Raw genomic sequence first — 19,418 nt, forward strand, 5'->3', positions numbered from 1 at the left:
CAAGTTTTTTTAGATGCTGCCGGACTTTCCCAAACAAGCAACACTTACCCGTACTCCCTTGATTTTACTCAATTCCATCATACACGCCCGGATCGTGGCTCCACTTGTCACGACATCATCTACCAACAACACGTGGCATCCCTCCACTCGAGTCGTATTCCCCAGCTCGAAAGCCTCGGCCACGTTATCAGCCCGTTGTCCCCGTTCCAAACCTGTTTGTGAAGGGGTGTTTACCACTCGCCTTAACACTTCCGGCTCGATCCGTCCTCCTAAAACACTTACAATCCCCGTGCCAATCAGAAAAGCCTGATTAAATCCCCGTTTCTTCTCCCGTTCGGGATGTAGCGGCACGGGAATAATACAATCAATCCCACGGACATCTTTCATCCGTTCTCCCAACATTTTCCCGGCCCACACGCCCAATTCCCGGTTGGAACGATACTTGATAGCGTACACTAATTTATGAAAATCACTTGCCCGGTCATAACGGAACAACCAGTATAAATGCTCGATTCCCAAATCATCCGCAAGCACCTTGTCCGCCTCCTCATCAACACCCTCGTTCAAAGGCAAACCGCTTAAACAAGCTGAACACAAAAAAAGCTCACCATCAACCAAAACATCACCACACACCACGCACGTGCGGGGATATAACAATCTGAAAAAGCGGGAAAAAATAGAAGAAACAAACCGTGTCATTGTTTGACAAAATTATACGTGATCGTTCCCGTCTGTCGTTCCGGGGCTTTCTCGTCAACGTTAAATTCCGACTTCAAGGCTGCATCTACTGCCACCTCCCGCAAAGAATCATCTTTATTCGACTCCGCATCCACCACCTCAGCCTTAATAACCTGTCCTTGCCGATTCACGACTACCGCAACCACGATTTTTCCACCGAACTCGCATTTATAAACAGGAATCGGCAGATAAGTCTTGTAACGCCCTTTTATATTATATGACACGCTACTCTTCCCCACGTAAACCGTGGATTGGAGTGAATCCAACATCCGTTCCTTTTTATCCCGCTGAACACGAATACTATCCTCCTTGTAATGCTTGTTTTTATTCGCCCGGTAACGTCCCCCGTAATCACTATCAATCTCCTCCTGGATCTGTTCAATATACTCTTCTACTCGTTCGTGAGGCTGGGTTTCAGTATTTTTCTTCACGGCATCCTCGTTCACCGCCAACGAACGCAACATCTCGTTCACCTCCTCGTCAGCGCTTTGTTGGAGAATTTGCTCCTTCTTTTTTTGCTCCTCTTGCTTTTGCTGAACGATTTCCGGCTCCGGCATATCAATCTCGATTTCCATCCTCTGTTGCGAATCCAAACGTGAAATTCCGACACAAACCAAAAAGATAGCAAGCACGAGATGAAAAATTACCGTACCCATCACACCATGTCGGTGTTCCTTCAACCAATCCAACAGAGAATCTCTAATAGCATATATATCATTTTTCACGCTCATAACTTTACTCGAATTTAATCGCCTTCACCGGGCTAATCTTGGAAATCAGCATCGTTGGGACAATCAGCATTAAAACGGTTATCACGATTACTCCTACATTCAATAATATCACGTATCCGAGACTAAAATTAATTGGAACCGTGTCCATATAATACGTCACAGGATCAAGATGAATCACACGGAATATCGCCTGAATTCCTGCCAAAACAAAGGCCAGCACATTTCCCCATAACATTCCTTTAATAATCAATCCCGCCGATATGTACAGGAACAATTTTCGCAAAGAAACATTTTTGTAGCCTAACGCTTTCAATATCCCGATTAAAGTAGTCTTATCCAGAATCAAAATCAATAACCCCGACACCATATTAAAACCGGCCACCGTGACAATCAAAATCAGGATCACCCACACGTTCATGTTCAACAACGCCAACCAGTCAAAAATTTGCGGAGCCACGTCGGCAAGCGTCTGTACCTCGTAATTTCCACTCGCATCATACACGACACTTTCCACCTCCTCTACCACCTCGTTTAATCGCTCCACATCCTCCAGTTCGATAGCAATCCCGGAAACCTCCCCCGGCCCCCAGTCATTCAATTTCGCCAGATGTCGTTCATCAACCAACACCATCACGTCATCATACTCCTTGAAACCCGTGTCGTAAATTCCGGCAACGGTAAACACTCTCGCTCTCGGCGGGTCCTGCACGAAATGGGCCGTGACTTTTCCACCGACACCGATTTCCAGCATATCCGCCACGGAGGCAGAAATTAATATTTCATTTGACGCCCGTTCCGTTTTAAAATCAGGCATTTTTCCCTCCTTCAGATTCTCCCTGAAAAAAACAACATCATACCCCACATCTACCCCTTTCAATACCACCCCGTGAATCTCCTCTTTACTCTTGAAAATTGCGGGCTTTTCGATATACCCGTACACGTTCTTCACACCTTCCACCTCTTTCAAGCCTTTCACCAGACTCTCCGATTCACGGACCACTCCCCCCTCACTCGTCGAACCGGGAACAAAAGGCACCACGCTCAAATGAGCCGTGAAACCCGACAATTTCTCTGTGATCTCGTACTTAAACCCCGTGATAATAAACAACGACAATAACATCACGCACAACCCCAAGGCGATCCCAACAATCGCAATCTTTACGATCGGCACCGACACGGATTTCGTGCCGTCTCCTTTCAACAACCTACGCGCAATGTACCATTCCAGATTCATAACAATTGAAAATTGAAAATTGAAAATTGAAAATGACGATCACTTCAATATTTCAATTTTACTATTATCCGTCTGCAAAGTTACTACAAAAAAGTGAAATGCGGAAAGATATAGTGATAGAATTGAGTTACAAGGGTTTTGGTTGAAGTGGCGATAATCCGTGAAGCCATTACAATCCCTGCCGAAGCCAAATCCTGACGCCGCTACGTTACTTGTTCGTAACCATGCCCGAAAATGCGACAAACGGGTACGAATAGCGAAACAAGGCTCTAAGGAATAGTGAGTTATCCATAACTCATGCGAAAAATCAGGTTACGGAAAAAGATTGCGCCGTTCCTCCCCGTTTTGCGTACCAACACCGGACTCTTCACCAACTAATTTTGAAACCCAAAAATTAAGGACAATGAAGAGTACATTTTCAGTAATCTACTACCTCAAGCGTCAGGTAGTGAAAAAGGACGGGACAGTTCCCGTCATGGGACGCATCACGGTGGACGGCAGCCAGACACAGTTCAGCTGCAAACTGACTGTCGATCCGAAACTGTGGGACACCAAAGGTGGACGTGTCACGGGCAGAAGCACGGCGGCACTCGAAACGAACCGTATGCTTGACAAGATGCGGGTACGCATCAACAGGCATTATCAGGAAATCATGGAGCGTGACAACTTCGTCACGGCGGAGAAGGTGAAGAACGCCTTTCTCGGACTGGAACACCGCTACCACACGCTGATGCAGGTGTTCCGCCAGCACAACGAGGACTACGAGAAGCAGGTGGAGGCAGGCATGAAAGCCAAAGGCACGCTGCTGAAGTACCGCACCGTTTACAAGCACATGCAAGAGTTCCTCGACATCCGCTACCATGTGAAGGACATCGCCCTAAAAGAGCTTACCCCGGCTTTCATCTCCGACTTCGAGATGTTCCTGCGCACGGACAAGCACTGCTGCACCAATACCGTGTGGCTGTACGTCTGCCCGTTACGGACGATGGTATTCATCGCCATCAACAACGAGTGGCTGACGCGCGACCCGTTCCGCGAGTATGAAATCAAGAAGGAGGAAACAACACGCAGTTTCCTGACCAAAGATGAGATCCGCCTGCTGATGGAGGGGAAACTGAAAAACGCCAAACAGGAATTGTACCGCGACCTCTACCTGTTCTGCGCCTTCACGGGGCTGTCGTTCGCGGATATGCGCAACCTTACGGAAGAGAATATCCGCACCTACTTCGACGAACACGAGTGGATAAACATCAACCGCCAGAAAACGGGCGTGGTGTCCAACATCCGCCTGCTCGACATCGCCAACCGCATAATCGGCAAATACCGGGGACTGTGCGGGGACGGCAGGATATTTCCCGTTCCGCATTATAACACGTGCCTTGCCGGTATCCGTGCCGTCGCCAAGCGTTGCGGCATCACCAAGCATATCACGTGGCATCAGAGCCGCCACACGGCAGCCACGACGATATTCCTCTCCAACGGTGTTCCCATCGAAACGGTCAGCTCCATGCTCGGACACAAGAGCATAAAGACGACGCAGATTTACGCAAAGATAACCAAAGAGAAGCTCAATCAGGACATGGAGAACCTTGCCGCAAGATTGAACGGCGTCGAGGAATTTGCAGGTTGCACCATCTAAAAAGAAAAGCCATGAAACGTGACACAATCATCATCGAGGACAAGGCAGTCAGCGTAACCGGTAACGACGTGTGGATGACCGCCACCGAAATAGCCGGATTGTTCCATACGACCGTCCCGGCAGTGAACGCCGCCATCAGAGCCGTCCGCAAGTCGGACGTGCTGAACGACTACGAGGTGTGCCGCTACATGCAGCTTGAAAACGGGCTGCACGCGGACGTGTACGCCCTTGAAATCATCATCCCGGTCGCTTTCAGGGTGAATACCTACAACACCCACCTGTTCCGCACATGGCTGGTGGGAAAGGCACTCTCACAAGAGAAACGGCAGACATACGTGATGTTCATACAGAACGGAAAAGCCGGGTATTGCTGATTGCACATACCCCATAAGACAAGTAAACGGGTAGCACCACAAAAGGTGTCACCCGTTTACTTTTTCATGAAACCGCCTCACTCCAGCGGCTTGCGGTAGTTCGCTTCCAGTACCCCGCGCAGCCCCGTTTCCGGGTAAAGCACCTTCCCTCCCAAAAGTATGAAGGGCAACACGCGGTTGTTGCGGTATTCCTGCAAGGTGCGCCGGCTCACACGGAGCAGTTCCGACACCTCGCCGTCCGTCAGGTAACGTTCCCCGTCCAGCGGAGGACGGTAGCTTTCCAGAAATGCGGACAGCCATTTCGAGCCTTTGCGCATATCCTGCACCACAGAGGCTATCGGCTCGTCTTCCATCGTAAAAACATCGTTGTTCTCGTTCATCATAACTTCGGATTCAGTGGGTGAATAAATCAAATCATCTGCCGTGCGGATAGAGCGTGCCGACAAGCGGTATCAGCCGCTTCACCTCCTCTGGCTTGTAATAGAACCTGCGGTTTATCTGCGAGTAGCCGATAAGCCGCCTGTCACGCAGCGTCTGCAACGTGCGCGGGCTTATTCTCAACTGCCCGCAGACCTCCTCGCCCGTGAGCCATCTTTCCATGCGCCCCGTGTCGCTTTTGCGCCTCAGGGCGGCGACCTTCTCCGAGAGTGCGCCGAATGCCGCCACCATCATCTCGAAAGTCTTTTTCTCGATAGATACTATTTCCATATTCATGTCATTTAGAGTTTGCCGCAAAGGTAACGAAACGGCATACAAGACGTATCGTTTTCCGCTGAAAGGCTGCCTGTTGCGCCGTTTGACCGGGTTACGGAGCCATCTTCCGCAAAAATCTTACGTGAGTCACGTAGTGAGTTGTTAAAGCCCCTTTTGTTTATTGCCGAATTTTGTCGCAGAAACAAAAAGAAAGGACTGAACATGAAAGTGATAACAATGGAAAGTTCCGCCTACAAGGAGATGATGGCGCAGATTGCGAACATCGCAGGGTACATCCGCGAGGCAAGGGACGAGAAGAAACGGAAGCGGGAAACCGAAGACAAGCTGCTTGACACGGCACAGGCGGCGAAGATGCTCAACGTGAGCAAGCGCACCATGCAGCGTATGCGCACCGACCACCGTATCGAGTATGTGGTGGTACGCGGAAGCTGCCGCTACCGCCTTTCCGAGATACTGCGGCTATTGGAGGACAACACAGTAAGGAACGAGGAAGGGACAATAGACACCCTGTTCCACAACCACACGCTGCGCACGGGCGGCAAACCAAAAGGAAGGAGGACATAGGTCATGGAACTGCTCACACGAAACAACTTCGAGGGCTGGATGCAGAAGCTGATGGAACGGCTCGACCGTCAGGACGAACTGCTGCTGGCGATGAAGGCTGAGGGGAAACAGCCCACTATCACGGAAAGCATCCGCCTTTTCGACAATCAGGATTTGTGCATGTTGCTCCAGATAAGCAAACGCACCCTCCAACGCTACCGCAGCGTAGGCGCATTGCCCTACAAGACGCTGGGCAAGAAGACCTATTACAGCGAGGAGGACGTGCTGACATTCCTTTCCAACCATATCAAGGACTTCAAAAAGGAAGATATAGCCTTCTACAAGGCTCGTATCCATAATTTCTTTCATAAATAACCCATTAAAACATTTTTCAGATGGCAAAGAAAAAAGACGAAAAGGACGTGCTGGTAGTCCGTGACGAGAAGACAGGCGAGATCAGCGTGGTAGCCGGGCTGAACGCGGACGGCACACCCAAGCGCACCCCCGCAAAAGCGGAGAACGCGCAGAGTTTCCTGCAATTCGACCGACATGGCGACGTGCTGGACAACTTCTTCAAGAACTTCTTCCGGCAGTGCAAGGAACCCAGCCGCTTCGGTTTCTACCGCATTGCGGCAGACCAAGCTGAAAATCTCTTAGAGGTGATGAAGCAACTGCTGAAAGACCCCGAAGCGAACAAGGAGCTGCTCGCCCCTCACAAGGTGGACACCTCCGACTATGAGAAGAAGGTGCAGGAAGAGATGGCAGCACAACAGACAGAGAAACAAGAACCTCAAAAACAGGAGAACATGGAACAACGGAAAGAACAGCAACAGGACAAATCCGAACAGATGCAGGGCAAACGTGGCTACCAGCCCATCGACGAGAGTAAAATCAACTGGCAGGAGCTGGAGGACAGATGGGGCGTAAAGCGGGACAACCTTGAAAAGTCCGGCGACCTTACGAAGATGCTCAACTATGGCAAGTCCGACTTGGTAAAGGTCAAACCGACCTTCGGCGGCGAATCATTCGAGCTGGACGCCCGCCTCTCCTTCAAGAAGGACGGTGAGGGAAACATCAGCCTCGTGCCGCACTTCATCCGCAAGGAGCAGAAGCTGGATGAGTACAAGGAACACAAATTCTCCGACAATGACCGGAAGAACCTCCGCGAAACGGGCAATCTCGGTAGGGTCGTGGACATTGTGGACAGGGAAACGGGCGAGATCATCCCCTCCTACATCAGCATCGACCGCAAGACGAATGAAATCACGGACATTCCGGCAAGCAGGGTGCGCATCCCGGAGCGCATCGGCAAGACGGAAATCACCACGCAGGAGCGGGACATGCTCCGCGCCGGACTGCCCGTACGCGACAAGCTCATCGAGCGCAACGACGGCAGAAAGTTCGTCACCACCCTGCAAGTGAACGTGGAGCAGCGCGGCGTGGAGTTCGTGCCGGGAACCGGCAAGTCGCCCCGTACCGCACAGACACAGGAAACCAAAGGCGACACATCGAAAAGTCAGGCGCAGGGCGGGGAAAATGCCGCACAGACCAAGAAGGAGCAACGCCGCAACACGTGGACGAACGAGGACGGCAGCATCCGCCCCATCAGCAAATGGAGCGGCGTGAGCTTCACCGACCAGCAGAAAGCCGACTATGTGGCGGGTAAAGCCGTGAAGCTGGAGAACGTGACCGACAAGCAGGGCTTCCATGCCACGATGTATATCAAGTTCAACCCGGAGAAGGGACGCCCGTACCGCTACGACACGAACCCTGACAATGCACAGCAGGTTGCTCCGTCCAACGAGAGCCGCACGCAGGTGGCGGTGAACAACGATGGCAAGACCAACGAGGCTACAAAGAATCTGAGAGAGCCGTTGCAGAAAGGTCAGACCAACCCGAAGGACGCCCGCCAGCAACAGCAGCAGGAGAAGCCGCAGAAGAAAACGGGCAAGGGCATGAAAATGTAATCCCGTGTCCGCCACTGAATCCAAAATAAAATCCAAAGTATCAACAAAAAAGAAGAAGACATGAAGACAATCATTGCAGAAAAGCCCTCCGTGGCACGTGAAATCGCCCGCATCGTGGGCGCGACAAAGAGAGAGGAAGGATATTTCGAGGGAGGCGGTTATGCCGTGACATGGGCATTCGGACACCTCGTTCAGCTTGCCATGCCCGACGGCTACGGCGTGCGCGGATTTGTCCGTGACAACCTCCCGATTATTCCCGACACATTCACGCTCGTCCCCCGTCAGGTCAGGACGGAGAAAGGTTACAAGCCCGACAGCGGCGTGGTGTCGCAGATAAAAGTCATCAAAAGACTGTTCGACACAAGCGAACATATCATCGTGGCGACCGATGCCGGACGCGAGGGAGAGCTTATCTTCCGCTACCTCTACCACTATACGGGTTGCACCACTCCTTTCGTGCGCCTGTGGATCAGCTCTCTCACCGACAAAGCTATCCGCGAGGGACTGCGGAAACTCGAAGACGGCAGCAAATACGACAACCTCTACCTCGCCGCCAAAGCGCGGAGCGAATCCGACTGGCTCGTGGGCATCAACGGCACACAGGCGTTATCCATCGCCGCCGGACACGGCACGTATTCCGTGGGGCGGGTGCAGACACCAACGTTGGCTATGGTATGTGAACGCTACTGGGAGAACCGCCGCTTTACGTCCGAAGCATTCTGGCAGCTCCATATCGCAACGGACGGTTGCGACGGCGAAGTCGTGAAATTCTCATCCTCCGAGAAATGGAAAGAGAAAGAACCGGCGATGGAACTATATAATAAGGTAAAGGCGGCAGGTTGCGCCACTGTCACGAAAGCCGAGCGCAAGGAGAAGACGGAGGAAACTCCCTTGCTCTACGACCTGACCACGCTCCAGAAAGAAGCCAACGCCAAGCACGGCTTCACGGCGGAACAGACGCTTGAAATCGCGCAGAAACTCTACGAAAAGAAGTTGATAACCTATCCGAGAACGGGAAGCCGCTACATCCCCGAAGACGTGTTTGCCGAAATTCCCAAACTGCTCGCTTTCATCGGCACACAGCCCGAATGGAAAGACAAGGTGCGGGCAAAAGCCGCCCCGACACGCCGCAGCGTGGACGACGGCAAGGTGACAGACCACCATGCCCTGCTCGTCACGGGTGAGAAACCGCTCTTCCTCTCCAAAGAGGACAATACCATCTATCAGATGATTGCCGGGCGCATGGTCGAGGCATTCTCTGAGAAATGCGTCAAGGATGTGACCACTGTCACGGCGGAATGTGCCGGAGTGGAGTTTACCGTAAAAGGCAGCGTCGTGAAGCAAACCGGATGGCGTGCCGTCTATGGCGAGGAAAAAGAGGAAATTACCATCCCCGGCTGGCAGGAAGGCGACACGCTGACACCGAAAGGCTCGTCCATTACCGAAGGAAAGACCAAACCCAAGCCGCTGCATACCGAAGCCACCCTGCTCTCGGCAATGGAAACGGCGGGCAAGGAAATTGAGGACGACGCACTGCGGCAGGCGATGAAGGACTGTGGCATCGGTACTCCCGCCACACGCGCCTCCATCATCGAAACGCTTTTCAAGCGCGGTTACATGGAACGCTGCAAGAAGTCGCTTGTTCCCACCGAAAAAGGACTTGCCCTCAATTCCGTCGTCAAGACGATGCGCATCGCCGATGTTGCCATGACGGGCGAATGGGAAAAGGAGCTGGCGCGTATCGAGCGCGGGGAACTGTCCGACGACACCTTCCGCAAGGAGATAGAGGCGTACACACGTGAGATAACCTCCGAACTGATCTCGTGCGACAAGCTCTTCGGCAGCCGTGACTCCGGCTGCGCGTGTCCCAAGTGTGGCACGGGCAGGATGCGGTTCTACGGCAAGGTGGTACGCTGCGACAACACGGAGTGCGGACTGCCCGTGTTCCGGCTGAAAGCGGGACGCACCCTGTCCGACGATGAAATCAAAGACCTGCTCACCGAAGGGCATACCAAGCTGCTCAAAGGGTTCAAGAGCAAACAGGGCAAGAGTTTCGATGCTGTTGTCGCCTTTGACGGGGAATATAACACGACTTTTGTGTTCCCGGAGGCTAAAAAGGACAAGAAATTTTCAGGACGGAAGAAATAGTATTAACTTTGCCACTTGTTCAGAGTAATGAATTGTTCTTCGATACCGGATTACACTCATACTTTGGATTTAGTGGTGGCACTCGGAGGGATACCGAGTGCCTTTTTCTTCCTTTTTCCAACCGATTATCCCGTTAATTATCAATCCGCTAAATCCAAAGTAATGAACAACAAGAAGAAAAACGAGGGTCAGACCGACTTTTCCTATTACGGTCTGTACCTGCTGGACTATCTCCGCACGAACAAGTTTGAACAGGCTGACGACACCGCTTTCATACGGGAACGGGCCGACCGTGCCGCCGAAACGTATGAGAGGGCACGGCTTGAAGGCTATCCCGCCGATGGTGCGCAGGAACTGGCGATGGACACGCTGCTGCGCGGGCTGCATTATTCCCGTTACGCCATCCTCCGCGAAGTCGTGGAAAACGAGTTTGCCGATGAAGTGCCGGAAGAGAAGCGTGAAGCCTTTGTCCTGAAACTGCTGCCGCTTGTCGGCAACGTGTTCTCCGTCTATGACCTCTCGGATGACAATTTCGCCCTGTCTTCCGATTACGACCTGCTCTACACGGAGCTGACGGGAGCAACCGTCCTTTACTTAGACGAATATGGCGTTTAACCGCAAACAGAAACTGCGGGACAACATCGAGGCGATACGGACGGCATTCATCCTTGACAGGGAAAATAGGACAGCGACAACCGAAGAGCGTGCCATACTTCAAAGGTACTGCGGTTTCGGCGGTCTGAAATGTATCCTCAACCCTGCAAAGGAACTGACGGATGCCGTCCGGTGGGCGAAATCCGACCTCGAACTGTTCGCCCCGACGGTGGAGCTGCACAGGCTTATCCGTGAGAACAGCAAGGACGAAACAGAGTACAAGCGGTTTGTGGATTCGCTGAAAGCGTCCGTGCTGACCGCTTTCTACACCCCCAAAGAGATAACCGACACCATCGCGGACGTGCTGGCAGATTACAGCGTCCGCCCCGCCCGTATGCTCGAACCGTCGGCAGGTGTCGGCGTGTTCGTGGATTCCATGCTGCGGCACAGCCCCAATGCGGATGTGATGGCTTTCGAGAAGGATCTGCTCACGGGTACAATCTTGAGGCATCTCTATCCCGACCAGAAAATGCGCACCTGCGGTTTTGAGAAAATCGAAAGACCGTTCAACAATTATTTCGACTTGGCGGTGTCCAACATTCCGTTCGGTGACATTGCCGTGTTCGACGCGGAGTTTCAGCGGAGCGACTCTTTCGGCAGACGCTCCGCCCAGAAAACCATCCACAACTATTTCTTTCTCAAAGGACTGGATGCCGTGCGTGACGGCGGTATCGTGGCGTTCATCACCTCGCAAGGGGTATTGAATAGCACCAAGACCTCCGTGCGTAACGAGCTGTTCAGTCAGGCCAATCTGGTATCCGCGATACGCCTGCCCAACAACCTGTTCACGGACAACGCGGGCACGGAGGTGGGCAGTGACCTGATTGTCCTGCAAAAGAACCTCAGCAAGAAGGAAATGTCGCAGGACGAGCGGCTGATGACCGTGATACAGACGGACACGAAAACCGCCCTGACCGACAACGCCTATTTCATCCACCACCCGGAACGCATCGTGCATACGATGGCGAAACTTGACACAGACCCCTACGGGAAGCCCGCTATGGTTTATCTGCACGAGGGCAAGGCAGCAGGCATCGCCGGGGATTTGCGCCGTATGCTCGACGAGGATTTCCATTACAGGCTTGCCATGCGCTTGTATTCGGGTTCAATCCGGCAGGCAGGAACGGAAGAAAAAGTTGCCGTTCAAAATAAAGTAGAGCGTCCTGCCATAAAATTGGAAACAGTATCCTCGGCGCAGACGGTGGAAACTCCGACAGAAAAGCCGCAACCCGCAGATGAAAAGCCGGAGATAGAACCGCGCCCGCAATATTCCGCAGGCGTGCAGCTCACCCTGCTTGACCTCTGGGGGATGACGGAAGAGGTCAGCCAACCGAAAACCTCCAAAAAGAAAAAGACGGTGAAAAAGGCAGTTACGGCAAAGTCCACTCCGCCCAAACCGAAAGTCACGGTTACACCGACAGCTCCAACTGCAAAACCCGCAATGGAGAATAAGGAGGTGAAAGCGGAGAACACCGCCAAGCCTGCCGACCCGGACGACATCTATGCCACACTGGACTGGGATACCAATCCTCCCATCAACGGTTTCTATGAAATGATGATGGGTTTGACGCCGGAGCGTAGGAAAGAACTTCGGGAACTGGCAAGGCAGCATAACGAGAAACAAGTGGCGGAAAAGACGGAAGTGAAAGCCGTGCCGGAAACTTCCCGTGAGCAGCCACGACAGGAGGAAACACAGCCGGAGGCAGTCGCCGCACCTGCCGTTACAGATACCCCATCGGAAGCGGTGGGGACTTTCCTTTTCCCCGACATCGAAGCGGAAAAGCCGAAGGAGGAAGTCGTGGACCTTTCTCCGCGTGCCTACCACCGCACGCCGGAGATGCACCTGCGCGAAGGGTCGCTGGTGGCTGACCGGGGGCGTCATAACATCGGCTACCTGAAAGACATCACGCCATACGGGGCGACATTCCAGCCGCTCGACCTGAAAGGATACCAGAAGGAAAAGGCGTTGTTGTATGTGTCGCTGCGTGACGCCTACGAGCGTCTGTACCGTTATGAATCGCTCCGGCGCGAGGCAAATGTTCCGTGGCGAGAGCATCTGAATACCTGTTACGATGAGTTTGTCATGCGCTACGGCAACCTCAACGCCAAGCAGAACGTGAAGTTAGTGATGATGGATGCGGGCGGGCGCGACATCCTTTCGCTGGAACGGATGGAAAACGGAAAGTTCGTCAAGGCGGACATCTTCGAGCATCCTGTTTCCTTCGCGGTGGAGAGCCATGCCAACGTAGGCTCTCCCGAAGAAGCCCTGTCTGCGTCGCTCAACAAATATGGTACGGTCAATCTCGACTATATGCGGGAGATAACCGACAGCACGGCGGAGGATTTGCTCACTGCCCTGCAAGGGCGCATCTACTACAATCCGCTCGTGACCGGTTACGAAATCAAAGACCGTTTCATCGCCGGAAATGTCATAGAGAAAGCGGAACGCATAGAGGCATGGATGGGTGACAATCCCGAAAATGAGCGTATGCCGGAGGTGAAGCAGGCGTTGGAGGCTCTGAAAGATGCCGAGCCGCAGCGCATCGCCTTCGAGGATCTGGACTTCAATTTCGGGGAACGCTGGATTCCGACGGGTGTCTATGCCGCCTACATGAGCCGGCTGTTCGACACGGAGGTGAAAATCGCCTATTCCGCAAGCATGGACGAGTTTTCGGTGGTGTGCGGCTACCGCACCATGAAAATCACGGACGAGTTTCTGGTGAAGGGGTATTACCGGAACTATGACGGTATGCACCTCCTAAAACACGCCCTGCACAACACCTGCCCTGACATGATGAAGTCCATCGGCAAGGACGAGCATGGCAACGACATCAAGATGCGCGACAGCGAGGGAATACAACTCGCCAACGCCAAGATTGACGAGATACGAAACGGCTTCTCCGAATGGCTCGAAGAGCAGTCGCCGCAGTTCAAGGAGCGGCTTGTGACGATGTATAACCGCAAGTTCAACTGTTTCGTGCGCCCGCGCTACGACGGCTCCCATCAGACCTTTCCCGACCTCAACCTGAAAGGGCTGGCAAGCCGGGGTATCAAGAGCGTCTATCCCTCACAGATGGATTGCGTCTGGATGTTGAAACAGAACGGCGGCGGAATTTGCGACCACGAGGTGGGAACCGGTAAGACGCTGATAATGTGCATCGCCGCGCATGAGATGAAGCGTCTGAATTTGGCACACAAGCCGATGATTATCGGGCTGAAAGCCAACGTTGCGGAGATTGCAGCCACCTATCAGGCGGCATATCCCAACGCACGTATTCTGTACGCTTCGGAGAAGGACTTTTCGACCGCCAACCGTGTGCGCTTCTTCAATAATATAAAGAACAACGACTACGATTGCGTCATCATGTCGCACGACCAGTTCGGCAAGATACCGCAGTCGCCGGAATTGCAGCAGCGCATCCTGCAAGCAGAGCTTGACACGGTGGAGGAAAACCTCGAAGTGCTACGGCAGCAGGGAAAGAACGTGTCGCGGGCGATGCTGAAAGGATTGGAGAAGCGCAAGCACAACCTTGAAGCGAAGCTGGAGAAGGTGGAACACGCCATAAAGTCACGCACGGACGACGTGGTGGATTTCAAGCAGATGGGCATCGACCACATCTTCATAGATGAGAGCCACCAGTTCAAGAATCTGACTTTCAACACGCGCCACGACCGTGTGGCGGGATTGGGAAACAGCGAGGGAAGCCAGAAGGCACTTAACATGCTCTTTGCCATACGCACCATACAGGAGCGCACAGGAAAAGACTTGGGTGCGACCTTCCTCTCCGGCACGACTATCAGCAACTCACTGACTGAATTGTACCTGCTGTTCAAGTACCTGCGCCCGAAGGAGCTGGAACGGCAGGACATAAGGTGTTTCGACGCTTGGGCGGCGATATTTGCCAAGAAGACGACGGATTTTGAATTTAACGTGACGAACAATGTGGTCCAGAAGGAGCGTTTCCGCTACTTCATCAAAGTGCCGGAGCTTGCCGCCTTCTATAATGAAATCACGGACTACCGCACGGCGGAGGATGTGGGCGTTGACCGTCCTGCCAAGAACGAGATACTGCACCATATACCGCCCACGCCGGAACAGGAGGACTTCATACAGAAACTGATGCAGTTCGCCAAGACGGGCGATGCCACCTTGTTGGGCAGGCTGCCGCTTTCGGAAACGGAAGAAAAGGCGAAGATGCTCATCGCCACGGACTATGCCCGGAAAATGGCACTCGACATGCGCATGATAGACCCGAATTACGAAGATCATCCCGACAACAAAGCGAGTCACTGTGCCAAGATGATCGCGGAGTATTATCAAAAATACGACGCCCAGAAAGGCACGCAGTTCGTTTTCTCTGATTTGGGGACATACCAGCCGGGCGACGGGTGGAACGTCTATTCGGAAATCAAGCGCAAACTGACGGAGGACTACGGTATACCGCCAAGCGAGGTGCGCTTCATTCAGGAGTGCAAGACCGACAAGGCGCGGAAGGCGGTGATAGACGCCATGAACGCCGGGACGGTGCGTGTGCTGTTCGGCTCTACCTCTATGCTCGGAACGGGTGTGAACGCCCAGAAACGGTGTGTGGCTATCCATCATCTCGATACGCCGTGGCGACCGTCCGACTTGCAACAGCGTGACGGACGCGGAGTTAGGGCAGGTAATGAGATTGCCAAACATTTCGCCGGGAACAACGTGGATGTAATCATCTACGCGGTGGAGAAGTCACTGGACAGCTACAAGTTCAACCTCCTGCACTGCAAGCAGACTTTCATAAGCCAGCTCAAAAGCGGTGCGATGGGTGCGCGTACCATCGACGAGGGGGCAATGGACGAAAAATCGGGCATGAATTTCTCGGAATACATGGCGTTGCTCTCCGGCAATACCGACCTGTTGGACAAGGCGAAACTGGAAAAGCGGATCGCATCGCTCGAAGGGGAACGCAAGTCGTTCAACAAGGGCAAGCGTGATTCGGAGTTCAAGCTGGAGTCAAAGACCGGCGAGTTGCGCAACAACACGGCTTTCATAGATGCCATGACGGAGGACTGGAACCGCTTCCTGTCGGTGGTGCAGACCGACAAGGAGGGCAACCGCCTTAATATAATAAAGGTGGACGGAGTGGATTCCGCCGATGAGAAGGTCATCGGAAAGCGTTTGCAGGAGATAGCCAAGAATGCCACGACCGGAGGGTTGTACACGCAGGTCGGTGAACTTTACGGTTTTCCGATAAAGGTGGTGAGCGAAAGGATACTCAAAGAGGGATTGGAGTTCACCGACAACCGCTTCGTGGTCGAGGGGAACTACAAGTACACCTACAACAACGGGCATCTGGCGATGGCTGACCCGTTGGCCGCCGCCCGCAACTTCCTCAACGCGATGGAGAGGATACCCTCCATCATCGACCAGTACAAGGCGAAGAACGAGGTGCTGGAGATGGAGATACCGCAGTTACAGGAGATAGCGGGTAAGGTGTGGAAGAAGGAGGACGAGCTGAAGCAGTTGAAGTCCGAACTTGCCGCCCTTGACCGAAAAATTCAGCTGGAGCTTGCGCCACCCACGCCCGAAGTCGCAGAAAAGGAGAATGAAGGGCAACAGCTCAAGCCGGAAGCGGAAGATGTGAGGAACAGGCAGGCGCAATATCCCGAAAATGCACCGCCGCAGATACGCAGTCCGGCGGATAGTATCGTTGCCAACCATGTCATAATCGGGCGTCCGGGACTGTATGCCAAGGAGGAAACCCGGTCCAAAGGATTGAAAATATAACCTAAGGAATTTTATCTGAAGTATTAATAAGGGCTATCCCAAAAGGTCTAAAAGTAAATTTTATCCTTTCTGCAAGTATCTATAGGATGGCAACTGCATTTTTTTCTTTTTGGGCAGCCCTTATTAAAATTTATTCTTATTTTAGGTTATATACATTCATGTCCATTTATGTAAAAAATTCCTGCTGACCTTGTTTATGTCTTGTCAGTCACCATTTGCAAAACCATATTTGACCCTCAAAGAGGCTGAATTTGATAAGTAACTTGCTACATACTCATAATAAGGAGCTAAATAGAACACGAATGGGAAATACACAAATGCTAAACTAAAGAAGATATTGGCCAAAATAAACGCTATACCGAGAGAGAAACTTGATTTTTCAACTTCCTAAAACGGTGTTGTTCAAACATTTCTACTTATTTGTACTTGCCAGTTGAACCTACGCTTCCCTAATAAAATGTCTATGGTAAAAAGTTAAAAAATCCTCCCACTTTTGTTAGATATATTTTTTTGTGTAATTTTGTAATCGTTATGCGGCAGTAATAATATACATATTAATACGAGTTAGTAATCCTGTAGTTCTCATATGCTACGAGGAGGTATTAAAAGGTGCGTTTCGACAATGCATCTACTGTAGTATATTATTGCTTAATCCAAATGAATATTATAAATTTAGGAATTCTTGCTCACATTGATGCAGGAAAAACTTCCGTAACCGAGAATCTGCTGTTTGCCAGTGGAGCAACGGAAAAGTGCGGCCGTGTGGATAATGGTGACACCATAACGGACTCTATGGATATAGAGAAACGTAGAGGAATTACTGTCCGGGCTTCTACGACATCTATTATCTGGAATGGAGTGAAATGCAATATCATTGACACTCCGGGACACATGGATTTTATTGCGGAAGTGGAGCGGACATTCAAAATGCTTGATGGAGCAGTCCTCATCTTATCCGCAAAGGAAGGCATACAAGCGCAGACAAAGTTGCTGTTCAGTACTTTACAAAAGCTGCAAATCCCGACAATTATATTTATCAATAAGATTGACCGTGCCGGTGTGAATTTGGAGCGTTTGTATATGGATATAAAAACAAATCTGTCGCAAGATGTCCTGTTTATGCAAACTGTTGTCGATGGATCGGTTTATCCGGTTTGCTCCCAAACATATATAAAGGAAGAATACAAAGAATTTGTATGCAACCATGACGACGATATATTAGAACGATATTTGGCGGATAGCGAAATTTCACCGGCTGATTATTGGAATACGATAATCGCTCTTGTGGCAAAAGCCAAAGTCTATCCGGTGCTACATGGATCAGCAATGTTCAATATCGGTATCAATGAGTTGTTGGACGCCATTTCTTCTTTTATACTTCCTCCGGCATCAGTCTCAAACAGACTTTCAGCTTATCTCTATAAGATAGAGCATGACCCCAAAGGGCATAAAAGAAGTTTTCTTAAAATAATTGACGGAAGTCTGAGACTTCGAGACGTTGTAAGAATCAACGATTCGGAAAAATTCATCAAGATTAAAAATCTAAAGACTATTTATCAGGGCAGAGAGATAAATGTTGATGAAGTGGGTGCCAATGATATCGCGATTGTAGAAGATATAGAAGATTTTCGAATCGGAGATTATTTAGGTGCTAAACCTTGTTTGATTCAAGGATTATCTCATCAGCATCCCGCTCTCAAATCCTCCGTCCGGCCAAATAAGCCCGAAGAGAGAAGCAAGGTGATATCCGCTCTGAATACATTGTGGATTGAAGACCCGTCTTTGTCCTTTTCCATAAACTCATATAGTGATGAATTGGAAATCTCGTTATATGGTTTGACCCAAAAGGAAATCATACAGACATTGCTGGAAGAACGATTTTCCGTAAAGGTCCATTTTGATGAGATCAAGACTATCTACAAAGAACGACCTATAAAAAAGGTCAATAAGATTATTCAGATCGAAGTACCACCCAACCCTTACTGGGCCACAATAGGGCTGACTCTTGAACCCTTACCGTTAGGGGCAGGGTTGCAAATCGAAAGTGACATCTCCTATGGTTATCTGAACCATTCTTTTCAAAATGCCGTTTTTGAAGGGATTCGTATGTCTTGCCAATCTGGTTTACATGGATGGGAAGTGACAGATCTGAAAGTAACTTTTACTCAAGCCGAGTATTATAGCCCGGTAAGTACACCTGCTGATTTCAGACAGCTGACCCCTTATGTCTTCAGGCTGGCTTTGCAACAGTCAGGTGTGGACATTCTCGAACCGATGCTCTGTTTTGAGTTGCAGATACCCCAAGTAGCGAGTTCCAAAGCTATTACAGATTTGCAAAAACTGATGTCTGAGATTGAAGACATCAGTTGTAATAATGAGTGGTGTCATATTAAAGGGAAAGTTCCATTAAATACAAGTAAAGACTATGCCTCAGAAGTAAGTTCGTACACTAAGGGCTTAGGCATTTTTATGGTTAAGCCATGTGGGTATCAAATAACAAAAGACGGTTATTCTGATAATATCCGCATGAACGAAAAAGATAAACTTTTATTCATGTTCCAAAAATCAATGTCATTAAAATAATGGAGCGGTCAGGAAATTTCTATAAGGCAATACGGTTGGGATATATACTTATCTCCATTCTTATCGGATGTATGGCATATAATAGCCTCTATGAATGGCAGGAGATAGAAGCATTAGAACTTGGCAATAAAAAAATAGACGAGCTCCGAAAAGAAATAAACAATATCAATATTCAAATGATAAAATTTTCTCTATTGGGTGAAACAATACTGGAATGGAACGATAAAGATATCGAGCATTACCATGCACGGCGTATGGCAATGGACAGTATGCTCTGCCGTTTCAAGGCCACCTATCCAGCAGAGCGCATCGATAGTGTGCGCAGT

At 50.8% G+C, this 19,418-nt stretch carries 14 protein-coding genes and 1 pseudogene; 10 read left to right on the plus strand and 5 right to left on the minus strand.

The features are described 5' to 3' along the window. Positions 1-9: 9 nt before the first annotated feature. The 3 genes from AB5542_RS07380 to AB5542_RS07390 are packed head-to-tail and all read right to left on the minus strand — an operon-like array spanning position 10 to position 2,703. Positions 10-699, minus strand: coding sequence for a ComF family protein (locus AB5542_RS07380; RefSeq protein WP_279037705.1), 690 nt, complete (start codon positions 697-699; stop codon positions 10-12). After that, entirely contained in the window at positions 696-1,469 is a 774-nt protein-coding gene (locus AB5542_RS07385; protein ID WP_279037704.1) for an energy transducer TonB, read from the minus strand. The genes AB5542_RS07380 and AB5542_RS07385 overlap by 4 nt, the downstream gene beginning before the upstream one ends. Positions 1,470-1,473: 4 nt before the next feature. Continuing rightward, complete coding sequence (locus AB5542_RS07390; RefSeq protein ID WP_279037702.1) at positions 1,474-2,703, minus strand: ABC transporter permease; 1,230 nt, start codon at positions 2,701-2,703, stop codon at positions 1,474-1,476. Positions 2,704-3,106: 403 nt separating this feature from the next. On the opposite strand from AB5542_RS07390, the gene AB5542_RS07395 reads away from it, so the two are divergent. Both AB5542_RS07395 and AB5542_RS07400 read left to right on the plus strand, forming a co-directional pair. Beyond that, entirely contained in the window at positions 3,107-4,342 is a 1,236-nt protein-coding gene (locus AB5542_RS07395; protein WP_004291422.1) for a site-specific integrase, read from the plus strand. Between the two features lie 11 nt (positions 4,343-4,353). Further along, complete coding sequence (locus AB5542_RS07400) at positions 4,354-4,716, plus strand: hypothetical protein (protein WP_004291423.1); 363 nt, start codon at positions 4,354-4,356, stop codon at positions 4,714-4,716. Between the two features lie 77 nt (positions 4,717-4,793). Here AB5542_RS07400 and AB5542_RS07405 read toward each other — a convergent pair whose 3' ends face one another. Then, positions 4,794-5,099, minus strand: coding sequence for a helix-turn-helix domain-containing protein (locus AB5542_RS07405; protein WP_004291424.1), 306 nt, complete (start codon positions 5,097-5,099; stop codon positions 4,794-4,796). A 31-nt stretch (positions 5,100-5,130) separates the two neighbouring features. Next, positions 5,131-5,430 carry a helix-turn-helix domain-containing protein gene (locus AB5542_RS07410; protein ID WP_004291426.1) on the minus strand — a complete coding sequence of 100 codons (300 nt, stop codon included), beginning with the start codon at positions 5,428-5,430 and terminating at the stop codon, positions 5,131-5,133. 201 nt (positions 5,431-5,631) lie between these two features. Between AB5542_RS07410 and AB5542_RS07415 the strand changes: the two genes are divergently transcribed. From AB5542_RS07415 to AB5542_RS07450, 8 genes and pseudogenes are all read left to right on the plus strand, one after another. Beyond that, positions 5,632-5,994 (plus strand): helix-turn-helix domain-containing protein, encoded by a 363-nt coding sequence (locus AB5542_RS07415; protein WP_004304264.1) that lies wholly within the window; start codon positions 5,632-5,634, stop codon positions 5,992-5,994. A gap of 3 nt (positions 5,995-5,997) precedes the next feature. Next, positions 5,998-6,348, plus strand: coding sequence for a helix-turn-helix domain-containing protein (locus tag AB5542_RS07420; RefSeq protein ID WP_004291454.1), 351 nt, complete (start codon positions 5,998-6,000; stop codon positions 6,346-6,348). 20 nt (positions 6,349-6,368) lie between these two features. Next, positions 6,369-7,940 carry a DUF3945 domain-containing protein gene (locus AB5542_RS07425; RefSeq protein ID WP_004291455.1) on the plus strand — a complete coding sequence of 524 codons (1,572 nt, stop codon included), beginning with the start codon at positions 6,369-6,371 and terminating at the stop codon, positions 7,938-7,940. A gap of 60 nt (positions 7,941-8,000) precedes the next feature. Beyond that, positions 8,001-10,088 carry a type IA DNA topoisomerase gene (gene topB, locus AB5542_RS07430; RefSeq protein ID WP_004291456.1) on the plus strand — a complete coding sequence of 696 codons (2,088 nt, stop codon included), beginning with the start codon at positions 8,001-8,003 and terminating at the stop codon, positions 10,086-10,088. Between the two features lie 162 nt (positions 10,089-10,250). Next, positions 10,251-10,703, plus strand: coding sequence for a DUF1896 domain-containing protein (locus tag AB5542_RS07435; protein WP_004304266.1), 453 nt, complete (start codon positions 10,251-10,253; stop codon positions 10,701-10,703). Next, positions 10,693-16,509, plus strand: coding sequence for an N-6 DNA methylase (locus AB5542_RS07440; protein WP_004291462.1), 5,817 nt, complete (start codon positions 10,693-10,695; stop codon positions 16,507-16,509). Before AB5542_RS07435 ends, AB5542_RS07440 begins: the two co-directional genes overlap by 11 nt. Before the next feature lie 657 nt (positions 16,510-17,166). After that, positions 17,167-19,092, plus strand: coding sequence for a tetracycline resistance ribosomal protection protein Tet(Q) (gene tet(Q) / locus AB5542_RS07445; protein ID WP_004291466.1), 1,926 nt, complete (start codon positions 17,167-17,169; stop codon positions 19,090-19,092). Beyond that, positions 19,092-19,418, plus strand: a pseudogene (locus tag AB5542_RS07450) (hypothetical protein); the annotation flags it as partial. The gene tet(Q) and the pseudogene AB5542_RS07450, both read left to right, overlap by 1 nt.

The sequence above is a fragment of the Butyricimonas sp. RTP31003st1_G1_RTP31003_210430 genome, assembly GCF_040920905.1.
GTDB lineage: Bacteria > Bacteroidota > Bacteroidia > Bacteroidales > Marinifilaceae > Butyricimonas > Butyricimonas paravirosa.